Here is a 24,032-nt window from a genome sequence, read left to right on the forward strand (position 1 = left end):
CCCATGTTGCCATTGCATATTATGGTATCAAGAACTTTTACATAGCTAAACCTACATTTAGCTATATCTCTTCGGAATATGTCTTTGGCGTTTATGAGGTGGCCGTTGATAATTTTTTCTATCGATTTCGGGTAAGGTTATGTCTGGATGTTTTACAGAATGATAGTTAATTTGAGTCAACAGATGATCAATGCAATTCAGCCTGGCTGCTTTTTTATCGTCAGCATCGACTACAAACCACGGACTTTCAGCGGTATCGGTGTGTTCAAACATATCGTCTTTGGCTTGGGAATATTCAACCCATTTACTACGAGAGGCGAGGTCCATATCAGAAAACTTCCAGCGTTTTATTGGGTCAGTCAATCGTTTCGCGAAACGTTTTTCTTGCTCTTCGTCAGAGACTGAAAACCAATACTTGATCAGGGTGATACCTGATTTTATCAAGGTATCTTCAAACGCTGGGCAAGTACTTAAAAATTCTTGGCACTCTTGCTCAGTACAAAAACCCATGACTTTTTCCACACCAGCACGGTTGTACCAACTACGATCAAACAAAACGATTTCACCAGCAGCAGGAAGATGGGCAACGTACCTTTGAAAATACCACTGTGTGGTTTCTCTTTCGGTCGGTTTAGTTAAGGCCACAATACGCACCACTCTGGGATTCAGCTTGGCAGTGATGGTTTTGATAGCACCGCCTTTACCCGCTGCATCTCTGCCTTCAAACAGCACCACAATTTTTTGCCCTGTTTGTTTCGCCCATTCTTGTAATTTGGCGAGTTCAATTTGCAGCTGAATTAAATGTTTTTCATATGTAGATTTTTTCATGAGAACGATAAATATCTGTTATAAAAATGAAAGACTTTGATAGACTAAAACCTTAAATCATTGGCTTCAAGAAACATACTTTATTTATGCTGTATCTGATTCAGTCAAACAAAATGGAATGCTTAGCTGAGAGTTTAATCAGTTGTTTGCAAGAAAGCGCAGGTCAGGGCATATCGGTATTTGATTCAGATCAAATATTGGTGCAAAGCCCGGGCATGTCCCAGTGGTTAAAAATTCAAATCGCTGAAAACTTGGGTATTGCGGCAAATATCGATTTTCCGCTGCCATCAAGTTTTATTTGGCAGTTGTATCAACAACATGTAGCAAACTTACCTGAACAATCTGCCTTCACTAAACCCAATATGACATGGAAACTCATGTCGATATTGCCCACTATGCTGGAGCAACCCGAATTTGCCGCTATCGAACAGTATTTGTCGGACTCACAACCCCTTAAGTTGTATCAATTAGCGGGTAAAATTGCTGATGTCTACGACCAATATTTGGTGTATCGACCCGACTGGATCATCCATTGGGAAGCTGGCCATAATGACTTGCCCGATGAACAGTCTAATAATAAAAGTATCTGTGAGTCTCATCCTTGGCAATCCATTTTATGGCGCGCTTTGGTAACCAATAGCGAGGCTTTAGGTGAGTCAGCTTTTCATCGAGCCAATTTACATCACACTTTGCTTGAAGCCTTACATACTCAAGACAATCGTGATGATCAGGCTAACACCGTAAAACCGCTTATGGTGTTTGGTATTTCCGCTATGCCCATGCAACAACTAGAAGTACTCAGCGCCTTGGCTGAAACACGAGATGTGCTGATATTCTGGTTTAATCCTAGCCAGCATTATTGGGGCGATATAGTCGACAAAAAAACCCAGGCAAAAGCCCAACTAAAAGCCATAGATAATACTGAATCAGGTGGTGTTGAATTTTTGGATATAGGTAATCCATTACTGGCTTCTTGGGGCAAGTTAGGCCGAGATTATCAAGATATGTTGCTGGGCTTTGAGTTACAGCAACAAGACGACTTTGTGGATATTCAGCCCGAATGTTTGCTGCAGCATATTCAATCTGATGTGAACCATTTACAGTTTAGAGCCACCGCAGATGATCTAGACGCCAGCGAGTTATTGTCCAATGGCAAAGCTTATCCAAAAGTTGAAATTGCTCCGACAGATCGCTCTTTGCAAGTGCATGCCTGTCATTCCAAAGTACGTGAGCTAGAAATTCTCCACGACCAATTATTAAAACGTTTTAACGACAACCCCGATTGGCATCCTGGTGATGTGATTGTGATGATGCCCGATGTTGCCACTTACGCACCTTTTATCGAAGGAGTGTTTGGTGCGGTAGATAGCAAGTTGGCTATTCCTTATGCCATATCAGACCGTAATGTGGGTCAGGTATCACCGTTGTTGAGCAGCTTTTTACAGCTGATGAAATTGCATCAAAGCCGACTCACCTTATCTGAAGTGTTGTCGTTGCTTGAAGTGCCAGCCGTGCAGCGCAAGTTTGCAATCGATGCACAAGAATTTGAATTATTACAACATTGGTTAACCGATGCCGGGGTGCGTTGGGGCTGGGATGAACAAGACAAGCAGCGCTGGGATCTGCCCCCTGAAAAGCAAAATACCTGGGTGTTTGGTTTACAACGATTGTTAGCCGGTTATGCCATGACAAGCACCGAGTTGTATCAAGGTAAACAAGAATTGATTGCGGCTTATGCTGATATCGAAGGCCAGCAAGCAGTGGCTTTAGGAAAGTGTTATCAGTTTACCGTTGCACTGTTAAAGGTGCTGGCGTTTTGCCAACAGTCACAAAACATCGAACACAAAGTTGCACAAGCCCTTGAGTTGTTAGCTGAGTTATATGACGCAGATGAAACTGAACAAGCCGACATGCTCATTCTTCGGGAAACCCTCGAAAAAATGTTAGTCCACAGCCACCAATATACCCAAGAGATTGATCAAGATGTGTTTGTCAGTGAGCTACAACAAAATATTCAGGAAAATGGTGTAGGCCAGCGGTTCTTAGCAGGTTATGTGAATTTTTGTACTTTGATGCCAATGCGCAGTATCCCCTTTAAAATGGTATGTTTGTTAGGCATGAACGACAGCGACTATCCACGGCAAAGTGTGCCTATGGGATTCGACTTAATGCGTTTGGCGACCGCAAAACGTGGTGACAGATCCCGCAGGTTAGATGACCGATATTTGTTTTTAGAAGCATTGTTGTCGGCCAGAGAACAACTGTATTTTAGTTACCAAGGATTTAGTCAAAAAGACAATAGCCCCATGGCCCCTTCCATTTTGCTCAGCGAATTAATGGAATATTGCCAACAAGGTTTTTGTTTGTCTGGGCAATGGGTTTTGGATGTGGAAGACACCGAGAAAAACCTGCTTGCCCATTTAACGGTTAAACATAAATTGCAGCCCTTTCATCAGGCCTATTTCGAGATTAATGGAGAAGCTGAGTCTTATATTAGCTTTAACCAAAAACAACAAGCCATTGCCGAACAATTACAACAAGCTTCCCATGCATTGATGTTTAACAACGCTGCTTTGAGTCAATCATTAGAGCAAACCACACAACTTGAACTTGATGCCCTGATCCAGTTTTACCAAAACCCCGCCAAAGTCTTTTTTATTCAACGTTGGCAAACCCGTTTTTACCCACTAGGCCAACAAAATAGCGATGAAGAACCTTTTGCCTTTGATGGACTTGATAGATACCAAGTCAACGAAAGATTGGTTCAGCACGCTTTGGATACGCAACGCAACGCAACACCAGACACAGCAACAGAACCCCTAAATAAGCCACAAAATATTAACCTGGGTTTATTAAATGAACTAAGAGCCGAAGGCAAATTGCCACCAGGAAAAATAGGGGAATTGGCACTAAGGCCATTAACCAAACAAAGCACTGATCTAGCACAACAAATATCCCAGTTGAGTCAATCGATTAACACACCACAAAGTGTTGATATTGAATTGCAGATTGATGACCTTACTTTGTTAGGTCGTGTGGATAAGCTTTATGGGCAAGACTTAATACTCTGGCGAACCGGAAAACTCAGGGCTAAAGATCGTATCGCTTTGTATTTACAATGGCTTTGTTTGTGTGCAGATTCTTCTATAACAGCCTCTAAAATAACACTCAACCAGGCGCATTTTATCAGCACCGAAAAATTGTATTCATTGCCTGTTGTTGATAAAGAAGCAGCCTTACAGCAACTTGCTGTTTGGCTTGAATATTGGCAGCGCGGTGCGGATCAGGTACTGCATTTTTACCCAGAAGCTGCTTGGCAATGGGTAACCAGTCAAGACGTAAACAAAACATTGAATACATTTAAAGGCAATGACTTTGCTGCAGGGGAGGGCACAGAAGCCCATATTCAAAGGGTTTGCCCAGATTTAGCCGAACACTTTGAAAACTTTAGTCAAATAGCAGAAGTCTTACTTTTACCCCTAGTCGCATTAGGTGAAGCAAAATGAGCCGCACTTTCATTCCTGATGCCAATATTCCTCTCAATGAAATCACCCCAGTGAAATTGGCGACTATGCAACCTCTAAATACATTCACTTTCCCTTTGTCTGGCGCATCACTGATTGAAGCCAGCGCTGGCACCGGTAAAACCTTCACCATAGTCAATTTATATATTCGACTGTTACTCGGCCATGGCTGTGAGCCCTTAGGCGTCGAGCAAATATTAGTGGTGACTTTTACCAATGCCGCCACAGGTGAATTAAAAGAACGTATTCGCCAACGATTGCGACAAGCTTATTTAGATTTTTTTGCTAAAGCTAGCCAAGACGACTTTATTCAACAGCTTATCGACCAAAGTGACAATGTTGAACTCGATTGCCAGCGACTTGCCTTAGCCAGTAAACAAATGGATGAAGCGGCGGTGTATACCATTCACGGCTTTTGCCACAAAGCGCTCACCGAACATGCGTTTGAAAGTGGTGCTATGTATGAGCAGAGTTTTATTTTAGATGAAAGTGAATGGCTAAAAATGGCTGCCGAAGATTATTGGCGTAAACATGTGGTGACTCTGCCACAGCATACTTTGCAGTTACTGTTAAAACATTGGTCTACACCTGATGCCATGCTTAAAGGTATTAGTCGCTTGCTGAGTCAGCATGCCACGCCTTATCAAACTGCAGATATTGACTCAGCCATCAAAAGTGTTAAGCAATACGCAGAGCAAGTTGCCAAGCTTAAACAGTGGTGGTTATCAAATGACATCAGCCAACAACTCAGTAAGGCTAATTTAAATGGTCGTGCCAAATTGGGCAAATTGCCAACCCTGCAAGATATGCAGGCATTTTGTAAAACTGACTTATTACAAATTGATTTTGATAAGACTGGCTGGCAGTTGTTTTCTCCCGAACAAGTGGCCAAGGCCGCAAAGAAGGGCAGTGAGGATTTATCCCACATAGATTTTAGCCAGTTTGAACGCCTACAAAGCATGTTACTGGGTTGCCAACAAAATTTAATCTTGGCCTTTAGTCAACACGCTATGTCGGTGGTGTCGGCGAATCTTGCATCACACAAACAAATGTTACATTTGTTATCGCCCGATGACTTATTGCTGGGTTTACAACGCGCTATAAGCCAACAAGCTGGCTCTGATGACAAAGTTAACGCTTTGGCTAATACCATTCGACAAAACTACCCAGTCGCTTTGATTGATGAATTTCAAGATACCGACCCAGTGCAGTTTGAAGTATTCCAAGGCATTTACGGCGCTTCTAATGAAGAGCCAATGTTAGGTATTAGCTCAGAGACTCGTTCTTATATTAGCTCAGGAGCTAGTTCTGATATTAGCTCAGAGACTCATTCTGATGTTCGCTCAGGGCTGTCAAAAGCCTGTTGGATCATGATTGGCGACCCAAAACAGGCTATTTATGCCTTTCGGGGCGCAGACATTTTCACTTATATTAAAGCCAAAGACTGGGTTGATCATAAGCGGCATTTTACTCTGGCCACTAACTGGCGTTCAGCGCCAAAACTAGTCAAGGCTATCAACCAGTTATTTGAAAGTAGCCGAAAAGGTTTTTTGTTTGAACAAAGCATTCCTTTTTATCCGGTACAAGCTGGGCGTGATTTTGCTGGATTAACTATTGAAGGTGAAGCGGTTCACAGTTTAGACTTTCAGCATTTATGCAGCGAACAAAACTTGCCTATATCCGCCAGTGATGCCTCTACTCAATTAGCCATTGCTACGGCCAATCAAATATCACACTGGTTGCACCTAGCCCAAACAGATCAAGCGCAAATACAAAACCGTGCTATTACTGCTTCAGACTGCTGTGTATTAGTGCGTAATCGTAACGAAGCACAAGTGATCAAACATGCTTTGTCTGCTGTCAATGTTGCTAGTGTATTTTTAGCCCGCAAGAGTGTCTTCGCTACACCCATTGCAGTGGACCTATTTAGGTTACTCAAAGCCCTTAGCCAACCCACAGACGAGCGGTTATTAAAAGCGGCGTTGATGAGTGAGTTGTTCACCTTTGATGCTCAGCAGTTAGATAATTTGTTTAACGATGAGTCCAGCTGGCAAGAAGTGTTAGAACAACGTTTTTACTGGCATCAAACCTGGCAAAAACAAGGTTTGATACGTGCAATAAACCAAGTGTTGCAACACTTTGATGTGGAACAAGGTTTGATCAAACATCAAACTGACGGTTTAAGGCGAGTGACTGATTTGCGCCATTTAACTGAATTATTGCAACAACAAAGCTTGCAGTTAGTGGGTGAAGCACAGCTTATTCACTGGTTCGAAAGTTGTTTGTTAGAGCCTGACCACAATAACGATGGTCAACAAATACGCTTAGAAAGTGACGCCAATTTAGTGCAAATCATTACCTTGCATTCATCCAAGGGGTTAGAGTTCCCCTTAGTGTTCATTCCTTTTGCCAGCAGTTATAAAACAGCGCAACAAGCCTTGTATCACAATGAGCATCAGCAGCTTGAGGTAGATTTTTTAATACAAGAGCAAAACTTACAAAAAGCGGACTTTGAGCGTTTAGCCGAAGATATCCGTTTGTTTTATGTGGCCGTAACCCGTGCTGTTTATTATTGTTCAATTGGTGTGTGGAATATCAGCTTAGGCAAAAGTAAAAAAGTATCTGGCTTTGGCCAATCGGCCTTGGGCTGTTTGTTGATGTCGTCCAAAGACGAGCCTGAAACTGATCCAGAACTCACCATTACCGATCAGCATATAGCGCAACGTATTCAGGCCTTAGCTGCTAAGTGCGATTTGTCTTATCGCACTTTTATTCAAGTTCAAAGCGCAACCCCACAGGGAGGCATAACACAAAATAGTGAAGCCAAATTACGTCAACTTAAGGCCTTACAACTAACAAAACCTGTAAGCAGAGCTTGGCGCCTTACGAGTTATTCGGCCATTAGTAGCCAGCAAGTGCATTTGGATATGCCTGCGCCGGGACAAGATGAAGGCCAAGACCAAGTGTTACACCTTGTGCAGAGTGAAGAACTTGCTGAGCAATCATCACTCAATTCTGAGCTGACGCAAAGCCCCTTTAGTTTTGAGCGCGGAGCTAACGCCGGTTCTTTTTTACATGGTGTCTTAGAAAATATTGATCTGCAAAAGCCTGAGCAGTTAGCTAAGGTGATAACCCAGCAATCGACTTGGTTTGGTATAAGTGAAGAATGGCATGGTTGTTTAGAAAACTGGTTAACAGAGGTATTGCTTGCGCCTTTCAGTGCGCAAGCAGAAACCGCTATGGAAACACCAACGCAAACACCAACGCAAACACCAACGCAAACACAAACACTCGTCATCAGTTTGGCGCAGTTATCTGCTAAACAAGTCAAAGTGGAGATGGAGTTTCATATGCCTTTGCATGAAGTCAAGGTAGGCGACTTCAATCGCATCATCAATCAGTATTCAAAACAATATGCACGTGATTACCAGTTCGAGCAACTTAACGGCATGATAAAAGGTTTTATCGACTTAATGTTTGAATATGACGGCAAGTTTTATGTGGCTGATTATAAATCTAATCATTTAGGTGATAGTTATGAGCACTATCACTATTCAGCCATGGAAGAAGCTATGACAGGCCATGATTATCACTTACAAGCCATTCTGTATACTTTGGCTTTACATCGCTGGTTAAAACATAAACTGCCTAATTATGATTATAAAACGCATATTGGCGGTGCTTATTATTTATTTATACGGGGCATGAGCCAAGCAACACCAGGCAATGGTGTGTATTTTGTTTTACCTGAACTATCGATGATCCAAGCATTAGATGATTTGTTTTTGGGTAAACCGCCTGCAAAAACTCACCAACCCAGCGCCGAACATCAGCCTGATAAAAAACCGCAACAACAAGGACAGTTAGACTTATGGTAAGCCACTTATGTTGATGCAAGTTCAAAACAACCCAGAGTTACAATACGGTCTTGAGCAGTTGCTTAAGATGGCTAAAATTCGTGCCATCGATATGGCATTTGCAGATTTTGTTTATAGTGAAGAATCAGCCTTAGAAACCACCGCGACATCCCCTAGAGAATGTTTAACCATGTTGGCTGCCTATGTGAGCGCCCAATCGGGTGCACAACATAGCTGTATTGACTTAGAGCGTTTAGGCCAACCGTTTGTAGGTGTATATCATTTTCCAGAAGTGAAAATACTGCTGAGTTATATAGAAAATGCAGGTACTTTCGCGAATGTGGCTACAACGGGTATTAGCTTAGATGAAAACACCGCAAAGCCGCTAGTGTTGCAAGGTGGCAAACTCTATTTACAGCGATATTGGCAATACGAGTCACAACTAGCCGCTATCATCAGTGAAAAGTCGACTAAAGCACTAGACTTGGATGTGGCTGCTGCACAGAATTTACTAAGCGAATTGTTTGATAATGCTGATACACAAATACTAGATTGGCAGAAAGTAGCGGTATGTATTGCCGCAAGCCAAACACTGAGTTTTATTACCGGTGGCCCGGGCACAGGTAAAACCACAACAGTCACAAAACTGTTGGCGTTATTACAAGGACTCGCCGCTAAAAAAGGCAAAACCCTCAACATACAATTGGTCGCGCCCACAGGCAAAGCCGCGGCAAGATTGACAGAGTCCATCAGCGCAGCAAAACTAAAATTACCTACTGCTTTACAAGCGAACCTGCCCGAACAATGCCAAACCATTCATCGATTATTGGGTGCTAGGCCACAAAGCCCGTATTTCAGAGCAGATGCCAATCATCCATTACATTTAGATGTATTAGTGCTTGATGAAGCCTCAATGGTGGACTTGCCGTTAATGGCAAAACTATTCGCTGCATTGCCAAAGCATGCTCAGGTTGTTTTGTTAGGGGATCAAGACCAACTCGCCTCAGTCGAAACGGGCAGTGTGTTATCTGATATCTGCGCCGCCAGTCATTTTCAAAGTGGCAACCCCGATAATGCTTATATGGCCTATAGCGACACTATGCAGTTGCACTTAACCAAGTTGCTCAGTGTATCCACTGTTACCAGTCAGGACATAGTGACTACTGAAACGACAAATCAGAGCGTTATTCGAGACAATGTGGTGAGGTTAGTTAAAAGTCATAGGTTTAACGAAAAAAGCGGTATTGGGCAATTGGCCAAGCAAGTTAAAGCAGGGCAGATTAATCAGAGTTTTAGCTTATTAAACGCTGAGCAATTCACTGATATAAATTGGTATCAACCTACCCAAACTTCATCCCAAGCAGTGGCCAACGAAATACTAAAAACACTGATCACTAAACTGTTGCCGATTTATCAACAATATATTCAAGCCATACATCAAGGTGATTTACGCCAGGCGTTTAAATATTTACAGCAACAACAAGTGTTATGCGCCCAAAAAAGCGGATATTGGGGTGTTACCCAGCTAAATATTTTGATCGAGAGCGAATTGCACAAACAAGGACTGATTGATAACAGCAAAGATTTCTATACTGGCAGACCCGTAATGCTGTCAAAAAATGACCACCAGCTAAAGTTATTTAACGGTGACATAGGCATAGTGATGCCAGACCCCAACAATGTATCTTTAACTAAAGTATGGTTTGTCACACCAGAAGGCGACCTAAGAGGATTGTTACCCAGCCGCTTACCTAGTCTAGAAACCTTATACGCCATGACTATTCACAAAAGCCAAGGCTCAGAATTCGAGTCTGTTTATTTATGTATGCCACCCATCACACCCAATAATCAAGGCAGAGGCCTAAATCGAGAATTGATATATACAGGGCTTACTCGAGCGAAAAAGTACTTTATGTTGTTTGCAGAGCCTAAAGCCTTGAGTCTGAGTTTAGGGCAGCAATGTATTAGGGGCAGTGGTTTGGCTGAGAGGTTAATGAAGCAACATATTTGAATACATCAGAAAGATGTCTCGTTTATTCATTTGGCGTAATCAAGCAGTCTAGGGCAATCGTCATCCTTAGTCGTCTGCAATATTGGCGTCATCCGTCAGTAAGCCAGAATAAACGCCCTTCATCGCCAGTAACTCCTGATGGCTGCCTTGCTCTACAATTTTTCCTTGGTTGAGCACCAAAATTTGATCTGAGTGGCGAATGGTACTCAAGCGGTGAGCAATCGCGATTACGGTCTTTTCCTCAAACAAACGCCCAATAGCCTTCTGGATCAGACTTTCGGTAATGGAGTCCACTGAACTGGTGGCCTCATCCAACATCATCACTTGCCCGCCTTGGGCTACTGAGCGGGCAAAAGAAATAAGCTGAGCTTGACCTGCCGACAAGTTACTGCCGCTGTTTTTTAACTCAAATTGGTATTGACTCGGCAGCCCTAAAATAAAGTCGTGTGCATAAACGTATTCTGCGGCGTCTACCACAGCCTCGTCACTGATTTCGTCGACGCCAAGGGAAATATTAAAATGGATATTCTGCTCAAACAGAAACACGTCCTGCTGCATCAGAGAAAACAAGTGCAACATTGTCTCTTTGGGTATGCTCGACAGCTCAATGCCGTTCAGAAGAATGCTGCCTTCATAGTCCATATAGGTTTTGCTCATGATGCGGATGATGGTTGACTTGCCAGATCCGGTTGTACCCACCAAGGCCAATTGCTGACCCTTATTGAGTTTAAAGGACACATCATCCAAAACGTAGGGGCCTTTGCCGCCATAACGGAAACGTACATTTTTGAATTCGAGGGATTCAAAATTAATCAGTTTATCCTTTAGTGTTTCTGGTGGTAAAAGGGTGCGTCCGTCCTCTTCGAGGCCTTCCACAAAAAGTTCTTCTATGTGCTCAAAGGCCGCAAAAGAGCGCTGTATGGAGGCTATCTGCGATGTGAAATCCCGTAGCGGTACAAACACTTTTTCTAACGTATTGATGAAGGCTATCAAGACGCCAAGGCTGACGACACCCGCCAGTACCTTTCCTGAGCCATACCAAATAATCAGTCCGATAGTGATGCTGGTGATACCCGTTATAATCGAAAACAAAGTGGCATCGTATTTATTGGTTTTTAATTGGGCACGCAGGAAGTCTTCGGTGTAACCGTGATATTTAGATTCCACCTCTTCCTCGGCGCCATACAACTGAACGGTTTTCACTCCCAACAAACACTCTTGCAAAAAGCCGGTGCCTTTAGCCAAAGATGAGCGGGTGATGGCATACATTTCACGGAGGCGATTACGCACATATTGGGTCAGCATTAACACTGGAGGAAACACCAGCAAGATCAACATGGCCAATTGCCAGTTGATAAAAAACATAAAGATCAGCACCGCCAAAGTATTGATGGAGTCTTTCACCAAACTCAACACGCCTAGCACAAAAGATTCACCGATCACTTCGAGATCGCTGGTCAATCGCGACAAGGTGACACCTGTGGGGGTTTTATCATAGTAGGTTCTGGGCAGTTTCAAAATGCGCTCAAACAAGGCCATACGCATATCGAATACAGCTTTCTGCCCGGTCAAACGCAAGCAGTAGGTGTAGAATGCATCGGCAATGTAATTGACTACTAATACCACCAGCATGAAGGTAATCAGTACCATCAGCCCAGCGTATTTACCTGGCGTGAGGTGCTCATCAATCACTTGAATCACCAGCCACGGAAACAACAAGTTGGCTGCCACCGATATCGGCATCATCAGTAATCCTATTACGGCGGTTTTTTTGTAGCGTGAAGCGTAGTGGAAGAAATGTTTGAGGTATTGGAGATCAGGAGATTTAATCATGCTGCGGTCTCCGTCTCATGTTGCTGTAATTCCCAGGTCTCGCGGTAATAGCTGCACGACTCAAGTAGTTGAGCATGAGTACCACGAGCGATGATTTCACCCTGTTCCAAGACCAAAATCTTGTCCATGTATTCCAGCGCGCTGACTCGGTGAGACACCACCAACAAACTCTGCCCCTGAATGCGATTAAATACCCCTTTAAGAATGGTCCGTTCGGTTTCGTAATCCACTGCCGACAACACATTGTCCATAATGATGAGGTCGCTGGGTGTAAGCAGCGCCCGGGCAATACTCAGACGTTGCTTTTGTCCGCCCGACAGCATGATGCCTTTTTCACCCACTAGGGTTTGGTCACCGGCGCCAAAACGTTGCACATCTTCGTGTAACTGGCTGAGTTCGAGCACCTGATCTACGTCGAGATCATCAGCGCCTTGGCCTTGTTGTTTGACGCCGAATTTAACATTCTCAGAAATCGTATCGGAAAACAGAAAAGGGTCTTGGGTAATGGTGCGCACATAACTGCGCCAATCCTGACGAGACATCAGCGTAATATCTTTGCCACCCCAAAAAATTTGCCCCGTATCAAGGGACAAGTGGTGATTTAAACAATTCACTAAGGTACTTTTACCCGAACCAATGCTACCCAAAACGCCGACTTTCTCGCCAGATTCAACTGAGAAACTCAGATCTTTTAGCACCCACTCATTATTTTCACCTGTAGCGTTGGGGTAGCGGTAACTGAGATTTTGTACCAAGAGGGTCGACCCCTGTAAGGAGGATTTTTCAGCGTCGCTCATTCTCAACATATCATTGCTTGGCACCTCGTTATTGAGAATGCTCTGCACACTATCAATACTGATCATGCCCATTTGATAAACCGTGGCAATTCGCCCCAAGTGCATCAATGGAAGGGCTAGGAGTACGGAGTAGGACAAAAAAGCGGTAATTTGACCAATTGTTAGCTTTGCCTGCAAAAGATAATAACCGCCGAGTCCTAAAATTAGCACCTTCATAAAATGGTTGGCGTAATCCAGAATAGGCATAAAGAAGGTTTGGATTTTGGCTATTTGCATCGTGCAATCAAAGAGACGGGCATTGACCCGATTTACTTCGTTGGTGACCCATTCACTCATTTGCTGATTTTTAATCAAGTCGATGCCCGACAAGTAGTTCATCAATTGTTCGGACAAATTCTGCAAACGTATTAATCGCTTTGCATGTAAGGCTCGTAACTTTCTAAAACCAAGCCAGAAAATGACAGAGGCAATCACGATAGGGATCGCAGAGTACATCGTGAGTTGTGGAGAAATTCTCCACATCCAAATCGGCGTTAAAGACAGTGCAAACAAAATATTAAACAGCTGTAAAAAACCAATGCCGTAAAAGAGGCGAATGCCATTGAGGTCATTATTGATTATGGATATCAATTTTCCGGACGCATATTGCTCGTGAAAGGTTGAAGGCAGACGATTTAAACGATGAAACAAATCATTTTTTAAGGCCGCTTCGGTAATTCGACCTGGGTTTAACGAAAACATTCGAGACAGAATACGGATCACCACCATGACCACCGACAGCGCAATCACCCACTGTACGTTTTCAAGCAAACCCTCTTTCGACTTGGTTGTTGATTCGTTAAGTAAATCAACAGCAAGCTGGATGTAGCGCGGAATTTCCACTTGCAAATAATTCACCACAAAAATACACACAATGGCGAACAAATAAGAATATTTGTTCAACATTAAATAGTGAATTATAAATTTTGATTTAGTCATTGCTGTCTGAGCCCTCGTTATAAATCGATGGATATCGCGCAAGGCAAGCATCGATAATCAGCTGTCTTGGGTCTCCTTCTCTACTCAGTTGCGCAAGCAACCATTCAGGCAGGCGAATGGGCTGAGTTTTCACGCCGGGCTTGCGACCACAACCGCTGCGTTTACCGCCATGATCACGGCAAGCTTCATTGGATTTATTGGGCATTTGCATTCACTTTGAAGGGGGAAACCAGAAATGTTTGATAAGTGTACACTTATCAAGTGGTTTTTGCTACTCGGAAACAACGAATACAAGAACTAAAAAATCTTACTGCAATGAAAATGAGTAACACTGTTGTCCATTTTTATATTAATAATTTGAGATAAATAGGGGTAGATCCAGTTATACATAAACTTTAAGCGCCTTATTTGCACTTTAACGGTGCGCTTTTTTAGATGTGCACCAGCTCCTGTAATTTTTCATCCAGCATCATCAGAATGTGTCGCCATGCTAACACGCCAAGCACTTTACCGGCATCATCAACAACTGGGTAATTTTTAGGTTTAGCATTTAACATTTGTTGGGCAATTACTGTTGCTGTTTATACAATGCGGGGCTGATATCAAATTTGGCTTTAAAACATTGGCCAAAATAGGCTTGTGAAGAAAAGCCACAATTGAAGGTGACTTCTTTTGCCGATAAATCAGCGCATAACATGTCTTTTGCTTTCTCAAGTCGGTAGTCTCTCAGGAGTTGATTAAACGGTAATCCATATATACTGAGCAAGCGCCGATTGAGTGTTTTAGCTGACATAGCAAGGTGTTCAGCTAATAAATGTACAGAGAAAGCTTCTTGTGAATAATTAACTTCCAGAGCCTCCACTATTTTCGTCTCTAACTCGGTTTTTGGTTTAACTTTGGCTACCAATAATGACATGAGTGTTTTTTCCTTCATCGCTCGTAATGTTGAGATGAGGTTGGTCAATTTACTCAGTAATAAGTCACTGTTGAAAGGTTTTGTTATGTAGTCATCGGCTAATGACTGATAACCTTCTTTTACGGTGGGTAAGTCGTCTTTTGCTGAAAGGATCACGACAGGTATTGCCCGAAGTTCATCATTATTTTTTATTGCTTGGGTTAGTAGTAGTCCATTAAGGTTTGGCATAACAACATCGGTTAACACTAAATCAGGTAACGACTCTGTTGTTTGTAATTGCTTGAGTGCTTCAGCGCCATCCTCACAAGCAATAACATCAAAATGCTCAATTAAAATGCCGGTGATAAATTCGCGCAACTCCGGATTATCTTCTACTACCATTACTGTCGCTAAGGTTAGGTTTGTGCAGTCGAGTTCGCTAGAATGTTCTAATGGAATACTTGGGGTGGGCTGTTCTACCACTTTTATCGATAGTGCTATTTGAGCCGTCACCAAACCTTGTTTGGCATTGATATCAAAAATACCATGATTTAGATTAGCAATTTCCTGCATGATCGCCAGACCTATGCCATTACCGCTAGTGTTAATATTTTCGCTTCTATTTTCGCTTTTATCTAACCTGACAAATCTTTCTTTGCTAATTTCAGTATCAAATGATTCCGCTTGATTGATCACCTTGAAGCTTAGTTTATTGTCACAAACATCGACACTAATCGCTATTTGCGTGCCTCGGTCTGCATATTTAATGGCGTTACCCACTAGGTTTGTGATGATTAACATAATGCTATCGTCAATAATTTCAACGGTTGGTAACTTAGTTGTATCTGTAAGCTGCAATGTCACGCCATATTGCTCACACAATGAACTTAGCGAGTTAACTTGAATAGGAATGAATTCACGTAAATTAACGGTCTGCACTGCTTTTTTTGTTGCCTTTAATTCCGCAAGTTTTAGGAGTTGTTCAACAAGGGATAATAGTCGTATTGACTGGTTATGCACAACACCGACTCGTTTGTTATGCTCACCTTTTAAAAGCGCTTCGGTATTGCCGATAATAACGGTGAGGGGGGTTCTAAATTCATGAGAGATATTTTCAAACATACGTTGTTTGTCTTGCAGGGATATATTGAGTTCTTTTGTTCGTTGACCAACAAGACTTTCTAAGCGCCGATTGTCACGTTTAATGGCTTTAACTCTTAGGGAATAAATGACAAACATCGTTAATAACAAGCTAAACACATAAAGAGCATAAGCAAGTGGTGTGCGCCAATAAGGCGGTTTCACTTCAATGTTAAAATCTAAACTGTTGATTATTTTATCGTCTTTACTACTGAAAACTTTTATCTGGTGAGCACCTTCAGTGGCGGTAGGAATAGCGAAACCATTAAGTCTATCAAGCACCAGTGGTGTATCAATAATGCTAGGCATTTCAACTTGGTGAGTAATGTGTTGATTAAAAAAATCGACTTGTTCAAAGTCTAAAAAGGCCACCTTTTCATCATATGGGAAAACGAGAGGGCTTTGTAAGCTTGATCCTACAATGGCTCTTGGCTTATTCATTACCATCAACTTTTTGATGAATAGTGGATTTTGCGATAATTCCTCTGGAATAGCTTTAGTCAAATCAAGCCACAACAGCCCTTTAGATAATGCCACCACTAACTGATCGTCAATTAACGCCATCGCACCAAAGTTTTGCGTAGAGTCATCAATAAAATGCCCATTGGCTGCGGTAATGGTTTTAACTGAATTGTCTTTAGGATCATAAATGGCTATTTTGCCGTCTTGGCCAACAATACGTCCATCGGGTAAGGCAATAATAGCGGTCATCCCTGCAACAAATAAAGGGTGACTGGAAACCGACTTTACGATCCCTGTAGTAGGGTCATAGCTACATAACGCTTGGCTAACATACCAAATAACATTATTAGCATCTTGGGTTAAATCCATCATGCCGTCATCACAGCCAGGCGCATTTTTATCAGCTGGATTTAATAAGGTTTGTTTCAAGGACGTTTTATCAAGTTTAATCAAACCGTTTGATGTTGCCAGCAACATATTGCCGCTGTCCAACGTCATAACACCGTAGATATTACCTTGATTTATCAATTCACTTTTGGCTATGGTGCGAACAATTTCGCCGCTTTTGCTCAGCTCAAAAAGTTCACGAAGAGTCGCTACCCAGACACGCTCTGCTGCAAAAGCAAAATCCATAACAATGGTCTGTTGCACTGCCTCATTGTTTGACAGAATAAAGGGTTTAAACGTTGTCTCATTAATAGTTTTGTGCCAAACACCGCCTCCAAAAGAGCCAGCAAAAGCAGTGCCTTGTGGGTCAAAGGCAAACGACAATAGATGATTAGCCCTATTGCCTTGCTCTGCTAAATTAATATGGCTAAGCTCGTTGGTTTCAGCATAGATAATATCTATACCTTCCCCATTATAAGTAAGCCAAACATCCCCATTTTTTGCTTGGTTAACTGAGTAGATACTTTACCCTGTCAAGCTGTTAGCACTTTTATCTGTCATTGAATAGCTAAACGGATTTTCTTTGGGAGAATGAATTCCTCTAACGCCGCCATTAATTGCACCTAACCATACTATTTCATTATTGGGGTCAAAAAAGACTGTTTGATAATCTGTAATCGGTAAGTTTTTTAGATGGTTACCGGATATTTTACTTATTTTCTCATCACAAATGGTTTGTGCCTGGGACATAGTTGCCAGCCAAAAGCAGCCGTTGTTATCAATGGCTAAGTTGTTTATGGCAGGGTAAGGTGCTGACGGGTAGTGCTGTGCAACAATCGTTTTAGTTACAGGGTCAAATTCAAGAATGCCGTTATTTGCAGTGGATACAACAAAGTTATCCTTAAACACTGTTAGGTTAGCAATAATCATATCTTTTTGTTGTAAGTGGATAGCAACCACCTTGCCATTTTTTATCTCTAATAAGCCGCCCGTTCGCAAACCTTTTGAGCTATCGTTAGCCTGAACCGCCACCCATACTGTGCCTTGTTTATCTATCTCAATGGCTTTAATGTCATTACTAGTGACATAGTCACTGATGGCAATTTCTCGCACTTCATCATTCGCTAAATTGAGTGTATATAAGCCATTATCAAATTGATTAAAAATAATTTCGTTATTGGCAATAGCAAAATCATAAACTTTGTACTTAGCTAACGTACTAACAGGCTCAGTTGCTAAAGAACGAGCATTAAATTTAACCATGCCGAAAATACCACCAACATACATGTTGTCATTGTCGTTAGTAATAGAATAGGTATTGGCACTGCCTGTAACTGGCCATATTTTTGTCGCTTTTTTACCATTGTATATGAACAAACCTTCGGTGCTAGCGATCCATAATCGATTGAATTTATCTTGATTAATGTCGTAAATAACCGTGTTAGTGCCACCATTTTCAATGGTTACGCTTTGAATAACTTTAGGGGAAATATTTGCGTGACTCGGGTACCCAATAATACAGCCAATAAGAATAAGGCACACCGAAAATAATCGTGAATGCATAACTAAGCCAATTTGTTGCAAGAGTCCATGCATTTATCTACGCCTAAAATTCAAAACATTGAATGCTATTTAAACAGTTTATTTTGCGAAAGTGTAGTAATTACTTAGTAAGTATTTGATTTTAAATGGATATTAAAGTAAAGTCAAAATATTGATAACAAGCTCTAAAACTCATTTTGTCCAAGAATAGACACTAACTGTCCGAATTCTGATAACACTGTTTACTTCATATCGTTTACTTTTTACTAACTAATTATTCATAGGGTTAAGGGAAGTTATGAATGAAGTAATCAACAACACGGCGTTAGTTCTCAAAGTCGATAGTGCAGAAGCAAGAGCGTTACTTAATACTTTCGAACTATTGCATGAAACCACATCAATTAGGGTTTTAGATTTAGCAAAAAATTTACAATACTCTGAAAGAACCCTAAGAAGAAAATCCCAACAACACTTCGATATTTCCCCTTCTGAATTATTACAAAAAGTAAGATTAAACCAGGCAACCTTACTGCTAAATACCGGCATTAAATGTAGCCAGGTATGGCATCAGGTTGGCTTTAGTTCCCATAGTTATTTCTCTGATTTGTTCAAGGCGCACTATGGGGTGATGCCATCGGAGTATGGGTAGTTGGTGATCCGTTGCACAACAAAATTTATAAAGAATAGTCGGTATAAAACAAAGTTATTTCTATAGGAATGAATATGAAAGTAGTGAATAAATTTCAAAAATTCAAAGTTGCTGTGAAAAGTTTGACACTGTTATTGACGATGTTTTTTCAGTTAACGTATTCGCAGGTCAATTGATTGCAGAAGCGACGGTTACCTTTGACTCAGTTGAATACCAAATTCCTTATTACAAATACTTAGGAACCGATAATGTCGAAAAGCTATCAGTTCCTTTTAAAGATTTTTATATCAAAAAAAATGGCACTAATACTGTTGATTTAAGTCGTGAGTCGGCAGCAAAACTATATGAGGCATCGCAATCGCTAACGTTAATCTCTTATCGGAAATCTCAATATGTAGAGGGCATTGATACCGACTCTAGGCAAGCATTAGAAAGCTATAAAACAGAAGTACTGGAAAGGGATGATGATGGTACTTGGGCAAAACGTATCGGTCTCATTGGGACTTTTGGTGGACTTGCAATTGCTGTTGGCGCAGCTGCTGTTTGTACTGCCACAGTTGTGTGTGCAATTGTAATTATAGGCGCCTTAATTACTGGAGGAACCGGTGTTGGAGGATATGTTAGTGCGACATATTCAAATGCAGAGGTGTTTGACAAGTCTGCACGAACAATAATTATTGTTGAAAGCTATCAGAATAATTTTGAAGTATTTAGAGAAACAAGTGAGTTTTCCAGTTTACTAGGTATTGGATTCGAATTAGAGAATGAAATCGCTGTTAATTACTCTGAATTAGAAAATAGTATTGACTCAATAGAACTGGCCTTTGCTAAATTATTAGGTGCTCATTATGGTTTAACACAGCTCCCTCACATCCCAGAGGTTGACCTTGTTGCGTCTTCGCTTTGGGCGGCAAGCAATGTGGTCGCTTCGCCTCTTAAATTGGATGTCGTAAATGCAGGTGTTAATTCACTGGCCTTTGCTGTTGGGTATGTCTTGGATCGGCAAGCAGAAGGGATGGAGGTAACTGATGAAATGTTCTTATCCAAAATGGAAGATAGTTTCACTACTGCAAATGTTAAAGCTCCTGATTTTTTTCACGAAAACCGCCTAGCTATTTATTCACTAAACTTACTTCAGTTTCAAGCATCGATTGAGCCTAAGGAAACTGTTGATAGAGCCATTTCTGGAGCAATTACGACCTCCCAAGGAAGCCAACTGCGATTTAGGTTTGACAATTACCCTGTTGGAAAAACCTTGAAAGTACAAAATAACACCCAAACCTGGACTTATACCATACCTGACAGTGGTCAGGTATTTCCGGTTATCAATATGGGCAGTGATAATACCGGGATTGACTATCAAGTAACCGATAGCGATGGTTTGGTAATCATAAATACCCAAACCTTTGACACTGTTTTGATTGAAAATACCGTTACAGGCGTACAAGCGACATCACTTAATGATGGTGTCCGTATCACTTACAACAGTGGCTTACCCAGTGGCTATGATGGAGTGATCATCTGCCAAGGCTTGTCAGAACCATCATCGAATTTTAATGGTGATACTGCATTGCCAAATGTTAATGACGGGTGTGGTACAGATTCAATAGTGGTTATGGCTGCTCACGATACTTCAAGTAATTACTTAAATTTAAATCAAGGTGAAATTTATTATTACTCGGTTCAGCCTTATAACCTAGTGCCAGCGACAACCGACCCCGATAATGCCGCATATTATGAAATGGCTACACCAATACAGGTAGCCGCACGACCAAATATTTCAGGAACATTAAAAGGCACGCCACAAAATCATCAAATACCCGATGGTGAATTTACCTCTGCGATTGTTTGGGAGGCTAGTGGTTTTAATCCTTATAGAATTTCAGGCACATTAAACATCCCCGCTAACGATGAGTTTACTTGGTTTGATGATGCTGCTAATAACACCTTAATAATTGAACCTAAAACATCAGTGCATATGCTCAGTCAAAGCAGTAAATTAATTGTTTATGGCTCAATGTATGCTGATGCACCAAGTAATGGTACTGATCCTATTATTATCACTTCCGACAATTCTAACCCTGCAGCAGGAGACTGGGGAAGTATTCAATTTATTGAAGGCAGTTCTGGTACTCTCAATTCCTTAAAGGTGGAATATGGTGGTGATGGCTCGGCAGGAGTGTACCTAGACGGTAACGCGACCTTTTCACAATTAAGCATGCGACACATCAAAGGTAATGGTGTTTGGTTTAGAAAATCTACCCAAGGCAAGGTTTTCAATTCCCATATCACCAATGTTAGCAAGTATGCATTATATGCCACGAGTACTGGTGCTGAAGTACCAACAAATAAATATACCGCACAGTTAAATTATTTAGAGGGCACCAATGGTGAAACCTCATTAGGGCATAATGGCATTGGCGCACCCCCAACGGTTTCAGGCAATCAAAGTAGTGATTACAGCAAAACAATAAATGCACTACATATTTCAAATATTACGATTACCGGTGATGTGACTTGGAGCATAAGTGATAGAGTGGTTGATGGTACTGTTACCATTGCACAAGGTGCTAAGTTAACCATTTTTCAGGGCGTTGATGTTTATATGAAAGACAGAGGCTCTCGACTTATTGTGAAAGGTGAGCTGAAGGTATTGGGTCATCCCAGTAATCAGGTCTATTTTACATCCATTAACGACACCCCAGCAGCGGGAGATTGGGGTTATATCCATTTTGCAGAGGGTAGTACAGGGACCCTAAATAATGTTGTTATTGAATATGGTGGTGATGATAATTACACGAGCACTGGTACAAACTCATTAGGAAAGGAAAGTGCCTACTCTGGCTTTGTCTCAGCGAGTTTGGTTATAGATTCTTCACCTGTTTTAGATAATATTACGATAAAAAACGCAGCTGATGTAACAACATCTGCCTCTTACCGTAACCCAGTAGCGGGTGGTATTTGGTTACGTGGAGCCGCCGCACCAGCGATTACTAATAGCACCATTGAAAATGCAGAGTCTTATGGTTTCTATGCGCCATCAACAACGGGTGACTTTTCGTTAACTAATAGCCAACTACAAAATAATGCTTATGCTGCTTATGTCAGTGGCACAGGAAATTTCGTATTCTCAAATAACCAAGTTGAAGATAACGGTGATAATGATGCCCTGCGTGTGCAAGGCAGTATTGCTCACGATACGATATTTGACCAAGACATTAAGCTGATTGGTCAGGTTGTCATTAATGCAGGGGTTAAGCTCACTATCAAACCTGGTGTGACCATTTATGGTGCCGACAGGGCAAGTCGTTTAATTGTAAAAGGAGATTTGCAGGCTGTAGGGAGGGCAGGTGAGCTTATTACCTTTACCTCAGATAACGCCACCCCAGCAGCGGGAGATTGGGGTTATATTCATTTTGCACCGGGCAGTACAGGTAGTTTGCAATACGTGACGGTGGAATACGGCGGTGATGATAACTGTACTAGCAGCGGATCGAACTCTTTCGGGGTGTCTTGCCGCGCGGGATTAGCGTCGACGTCACTGATGATCGAATCGTCTCCTACCCTTAACCATGTACTGGTTAAGGGCAGTGCCGATATCACTCATAATTACAGTTATAACTCACAGGCAGTGGGTCTCTGGATACGCGGAGAAGGCGCGCCGTCGATTCAGAACAGCGTAATTGATGGGGCTGAATACTATGGTATATATAGTTCAGCAACAAAAAGTGTGAGCTTGAATGCTTTAACTATAATTGACACAAAAACTAATTTAGGTGCCTACGCCACTAATGGATTTTTAAACCTGACCCAAACAGACTGGGGAACAAATACTGGCCCCTATCACTTAACAGAAAATCCTGAAGGTTTAGGGGCAACAGTAAGTGGTAACGTTATCTTTAAATGGTGGAAAGGTGAGGACACCGACGGTGATGGTTTACCTGACTATTGGGAGAATCTATATGGTTCTAATCCTAGCGTTGCAACCAATACCTCTTCAGACAATGACGGCGATGGTTTAACCCTATTACAAGAATTTCAACTCGGTACTGACTTTAACTCAGTGGATACCGATGACGATGGTTTGTCTGATGCTTGGGAAAGTGAGCATGGAATGCAGGCAACGGTAGCAAGTGACGCCTCACAAGATTTTGATGGTGATGGTTTGACTAACTTAGAGGAGTTTACACTAGGCACGGATATTAACTTGGCTGATACAGACAATGATGGTTTTGCTGATAACCTAGATGAACTACCACTCATTGCTGGCGAGCATTTAGATTTTGATAAAGACGGTGTCGGTGATTTTGCTGATAACGATGATGATGATGATGGTATACCAGACGATTTTGAATTTTCTCATGGCTTAAATTCAAAAGATGCTAGCGATGCACTGCTTGATATGGATGGGGATGGTAGTTCTAATTTAGATGAGTTTTTGGCCTCAACCGACCTTAATAATGCCTCGTCTAATGCAACAGTGCATCAACATATTATTCCGTTACAAGCAAACATAATGGTGCGAGCGGGTAATGAGTTTTATAGCTATTTGAACTATACCACTACGGATGCTAATACCGCCCTACCTGGCTTGGCCTTTAGGCTGCATTTCAACTCTGCTGCGATTGAATATATAGAAACGAGTGCTATTTTTGCTACCGATTTTATCGTTGATTCTGGCGTGCAAATAGACACTGATAATGCCGATAACGATCCGAATACGGATAGTTTTTTGTCGTTTACTTGGCAAGACAATAGTGTCGCTTGGCCGGGAGTTGAAAATATTCGACTGCTTAAGCTTAAATTCAAATTGTTAGATTCTGTTGCTGCTAATTCTCAGCATGTTATTAATTTATCGGCAATTAACACGCAAATATCCGCTGATAATACGGCTTATGGTTTTAATAGTACCCCAATTCTTATTACTGAGGGCTATGCTTTAGACTTGGATATTAATGGTGATGGCATAATCGATGGTTTAACTGATGGCGCAATATTCACTCGTTTTATGATGGGCTACGCAGTTGAGTCAATCGCTACCGAAGCTGAAATGAACAACAGTACACGTACCAAACAAGAAATGTATCAGCTGTTACAGGCGATCAACAATAAACAAACAGTATTGTAGG

General features: G+C 41.7%; 12 protein-coding genes. 5 read left to right on the forward strand and 7 right to left on the reverse strand.

The window, feature by feature from the left end; all coding sequences use genetic code 11:
• Positions 1-57 precede the first annotated feature (57 nt).
• The gene (gene ppk2 / locus CXF95_RS23510; RefSeq protein WP_101200950.1) at positions 58-828 is read right to left on the reverse strand and encodes a polyphosphate kinase 2; all 771 of its coding nucleotides are present in this window, start codon (positions 826-828) and stop codon (positions 58-60) included.
• Positions 829-914: 86 nt separating this feature from the next.
• Here ppk2 and recC point away from each other — a divergent pair, with 86 nt between their 5' ends.
• The 3 genes from recC to recD are packed head-to-tail and all read left to right on the forward strand — an operon-like array spanning position 915 to position 10,220.
• The gene (gene recC / locus CXF95_RS23515) at positions 915-4,334 is read left to right on the forward strand and encodes an exodeoxyribonuclease V subunit gamma (protein WP_101200951.1); all 3,420 of its coding nucleotides are present in this window, start codon (positions 915-917) and stop codon (positions 4,332-4,334) included.
• A complete protein-coding gene (locus tag CXF95_RS23520) occupies positions 4,331-8,230 on the forward strand; it encodes a UvrD-helicase domain-containing protein (protein WP_232788004.1) in 3,900 nt (1,299 codons plus the stop codon). The genes recC and CXF95_RS23520 overlap by 4 nt, the downstream gene beginning before the upstream one ends.
• Positions 8,231-8,237: 7 nt before the next feature.
• A complete protein-coding gene (recD, locus tag CXF95_RS23525; protein WP_101200952.1) occupies positions 8,238-10,220 on the forward strand; it encodes an exodeoxyribonuclease V subunit alpha in 1,983 nt (660 codons plus the stop codon).
• 66 nt (positions 10,221-10,286) lie between these two features.
• Here the strand turns inward: recD and CXF95_RS23530 are convergent, their stop codons facing one another.
• The 6 genes from CXF95_RS23530 to CXF95_RS23550 all read right to left on the reverse strand — a co-directional run bounded on the left by CXF95_RS23530 (position 10,287) and on the right by CXF95_RS23550 (position 18,308).
• The gene (locus CXF95_RS23530) at positions 10,287-12,053 is read right to left on the reverse strand and encodes an ABC transporter ATP-binding protein (RefSeq protein ID WP_101200953.1); all 1,767 of its coding nucleotides are present in this window, start codon (positions 12,051-12,053) and stop codon (positions 10,287-10,289) included.
• Positions 12,050-13,828 (reverse strand): ABC transporter ATP-binding protein, encoded by a 1,779-nt coding sequence (locus CXF95_RS23535; RefSeq protein WP_101200954.1) that lies wholly within the window; start codon positions 13,826-13,828, stop codon positions 12,050-12,052. The genes CXF95_RS23530 and CXF95_RS23535 overlap by 4 nt, the downstream gene beginning before the upstream one ends.
• A complete protein-coding gene (locus CXF95_RS23540) occupies positions 13,821-14,033 on the reverse strand; it encodes a hypothetical protein (protein ID WP_101200955.1) in 213 nt (70 codons plus the stop codon). Before CXF95_RS23540 ends, CXF95_RS23535 begins: the two co-directional genes overlap by 8 nt.
• Before the next feature lie 226 nt (positions 14,034-14,259).
• The gene (locus CXF95_RS31220) at positions 14,260-14,385 is read right to left on the reverse strand and encodes a hypothetical protein (protein ID WP_255418952.1); all 126 of its coding nucleotides are present in this window, start codon (positions 14,383-14,385) and stop codon (positions 14,260-14,262) included.
• 11 nt (positions 14,386-14,396) lie between these two features.
• Positions 14,397-17,096 carry a response regulator gene (locus tag CXF95_RS23545; protein ID WP_101200956.1) on the reverse strand — a complete coding sequence of 900 codons (2,700 nt, stop codon included), beginning with the start codon at positions 17,094-17,096 and terminating at the stop codon, positions 14,397-14,399.
• 141 nt (positions 17,097-17,237) lie between these two features.
• The gene (locus CXF95_RS23550) at positions 17,238-18,308 is read right to left on the reverse strand and encodes an SMP-30/gluconolactonase/LRE family protein (protein ID WP_101200957.1); all 1,071 of its coding nucleotides are present in this window, start codon (positions 18,306-18,308) and stop codon (positions 17,238-17,240) included.
• 244 nt (positions 18,309-18,552) lie between these two features.
• On the opposite strand from CXF95_RS23550, the gene CXF95_RS23555 reads away from it, so the two are divergent.
• Positions 18,553-18,903 carry a helix-turn-helix transcriptional regulator gene (locus CXF95_RS23555; protein WP_101200958.1) on the forward strand — a complete coding sequence of 117 codons (351 nt, stop codon included), beginning with the start codon at positions 18,553-18,555 and terminating at the stop codon, positions 18,901-18,903.
• Positions 18,904-19,075: 172 nt separating this feature from the next.
• Positions 19,076-24,031 (forward strand): right-handed parallel beta-helix repeat-containing protein, encoded by a 4,956-nt coding sequence (locus CXF95_RS23560; protein WP_101200959.1) that lies wholly within the window; start codon positions 19,076-19,078, stop codon positions 24,029-24,031.
• The last annotated feature ends 1 nt before the right edge of the window (position 24,032 follow it).

This window comes from Paraglaciecola sp. MB-3u-78, from assembly GCF_002835935.1.
Classification (GTDB): domain Bacteria; phylum Pseudomonadota; class Gammaproteobacteria; order Enterobacterales; family Alteromonadaceae; genus Paraglaciecola.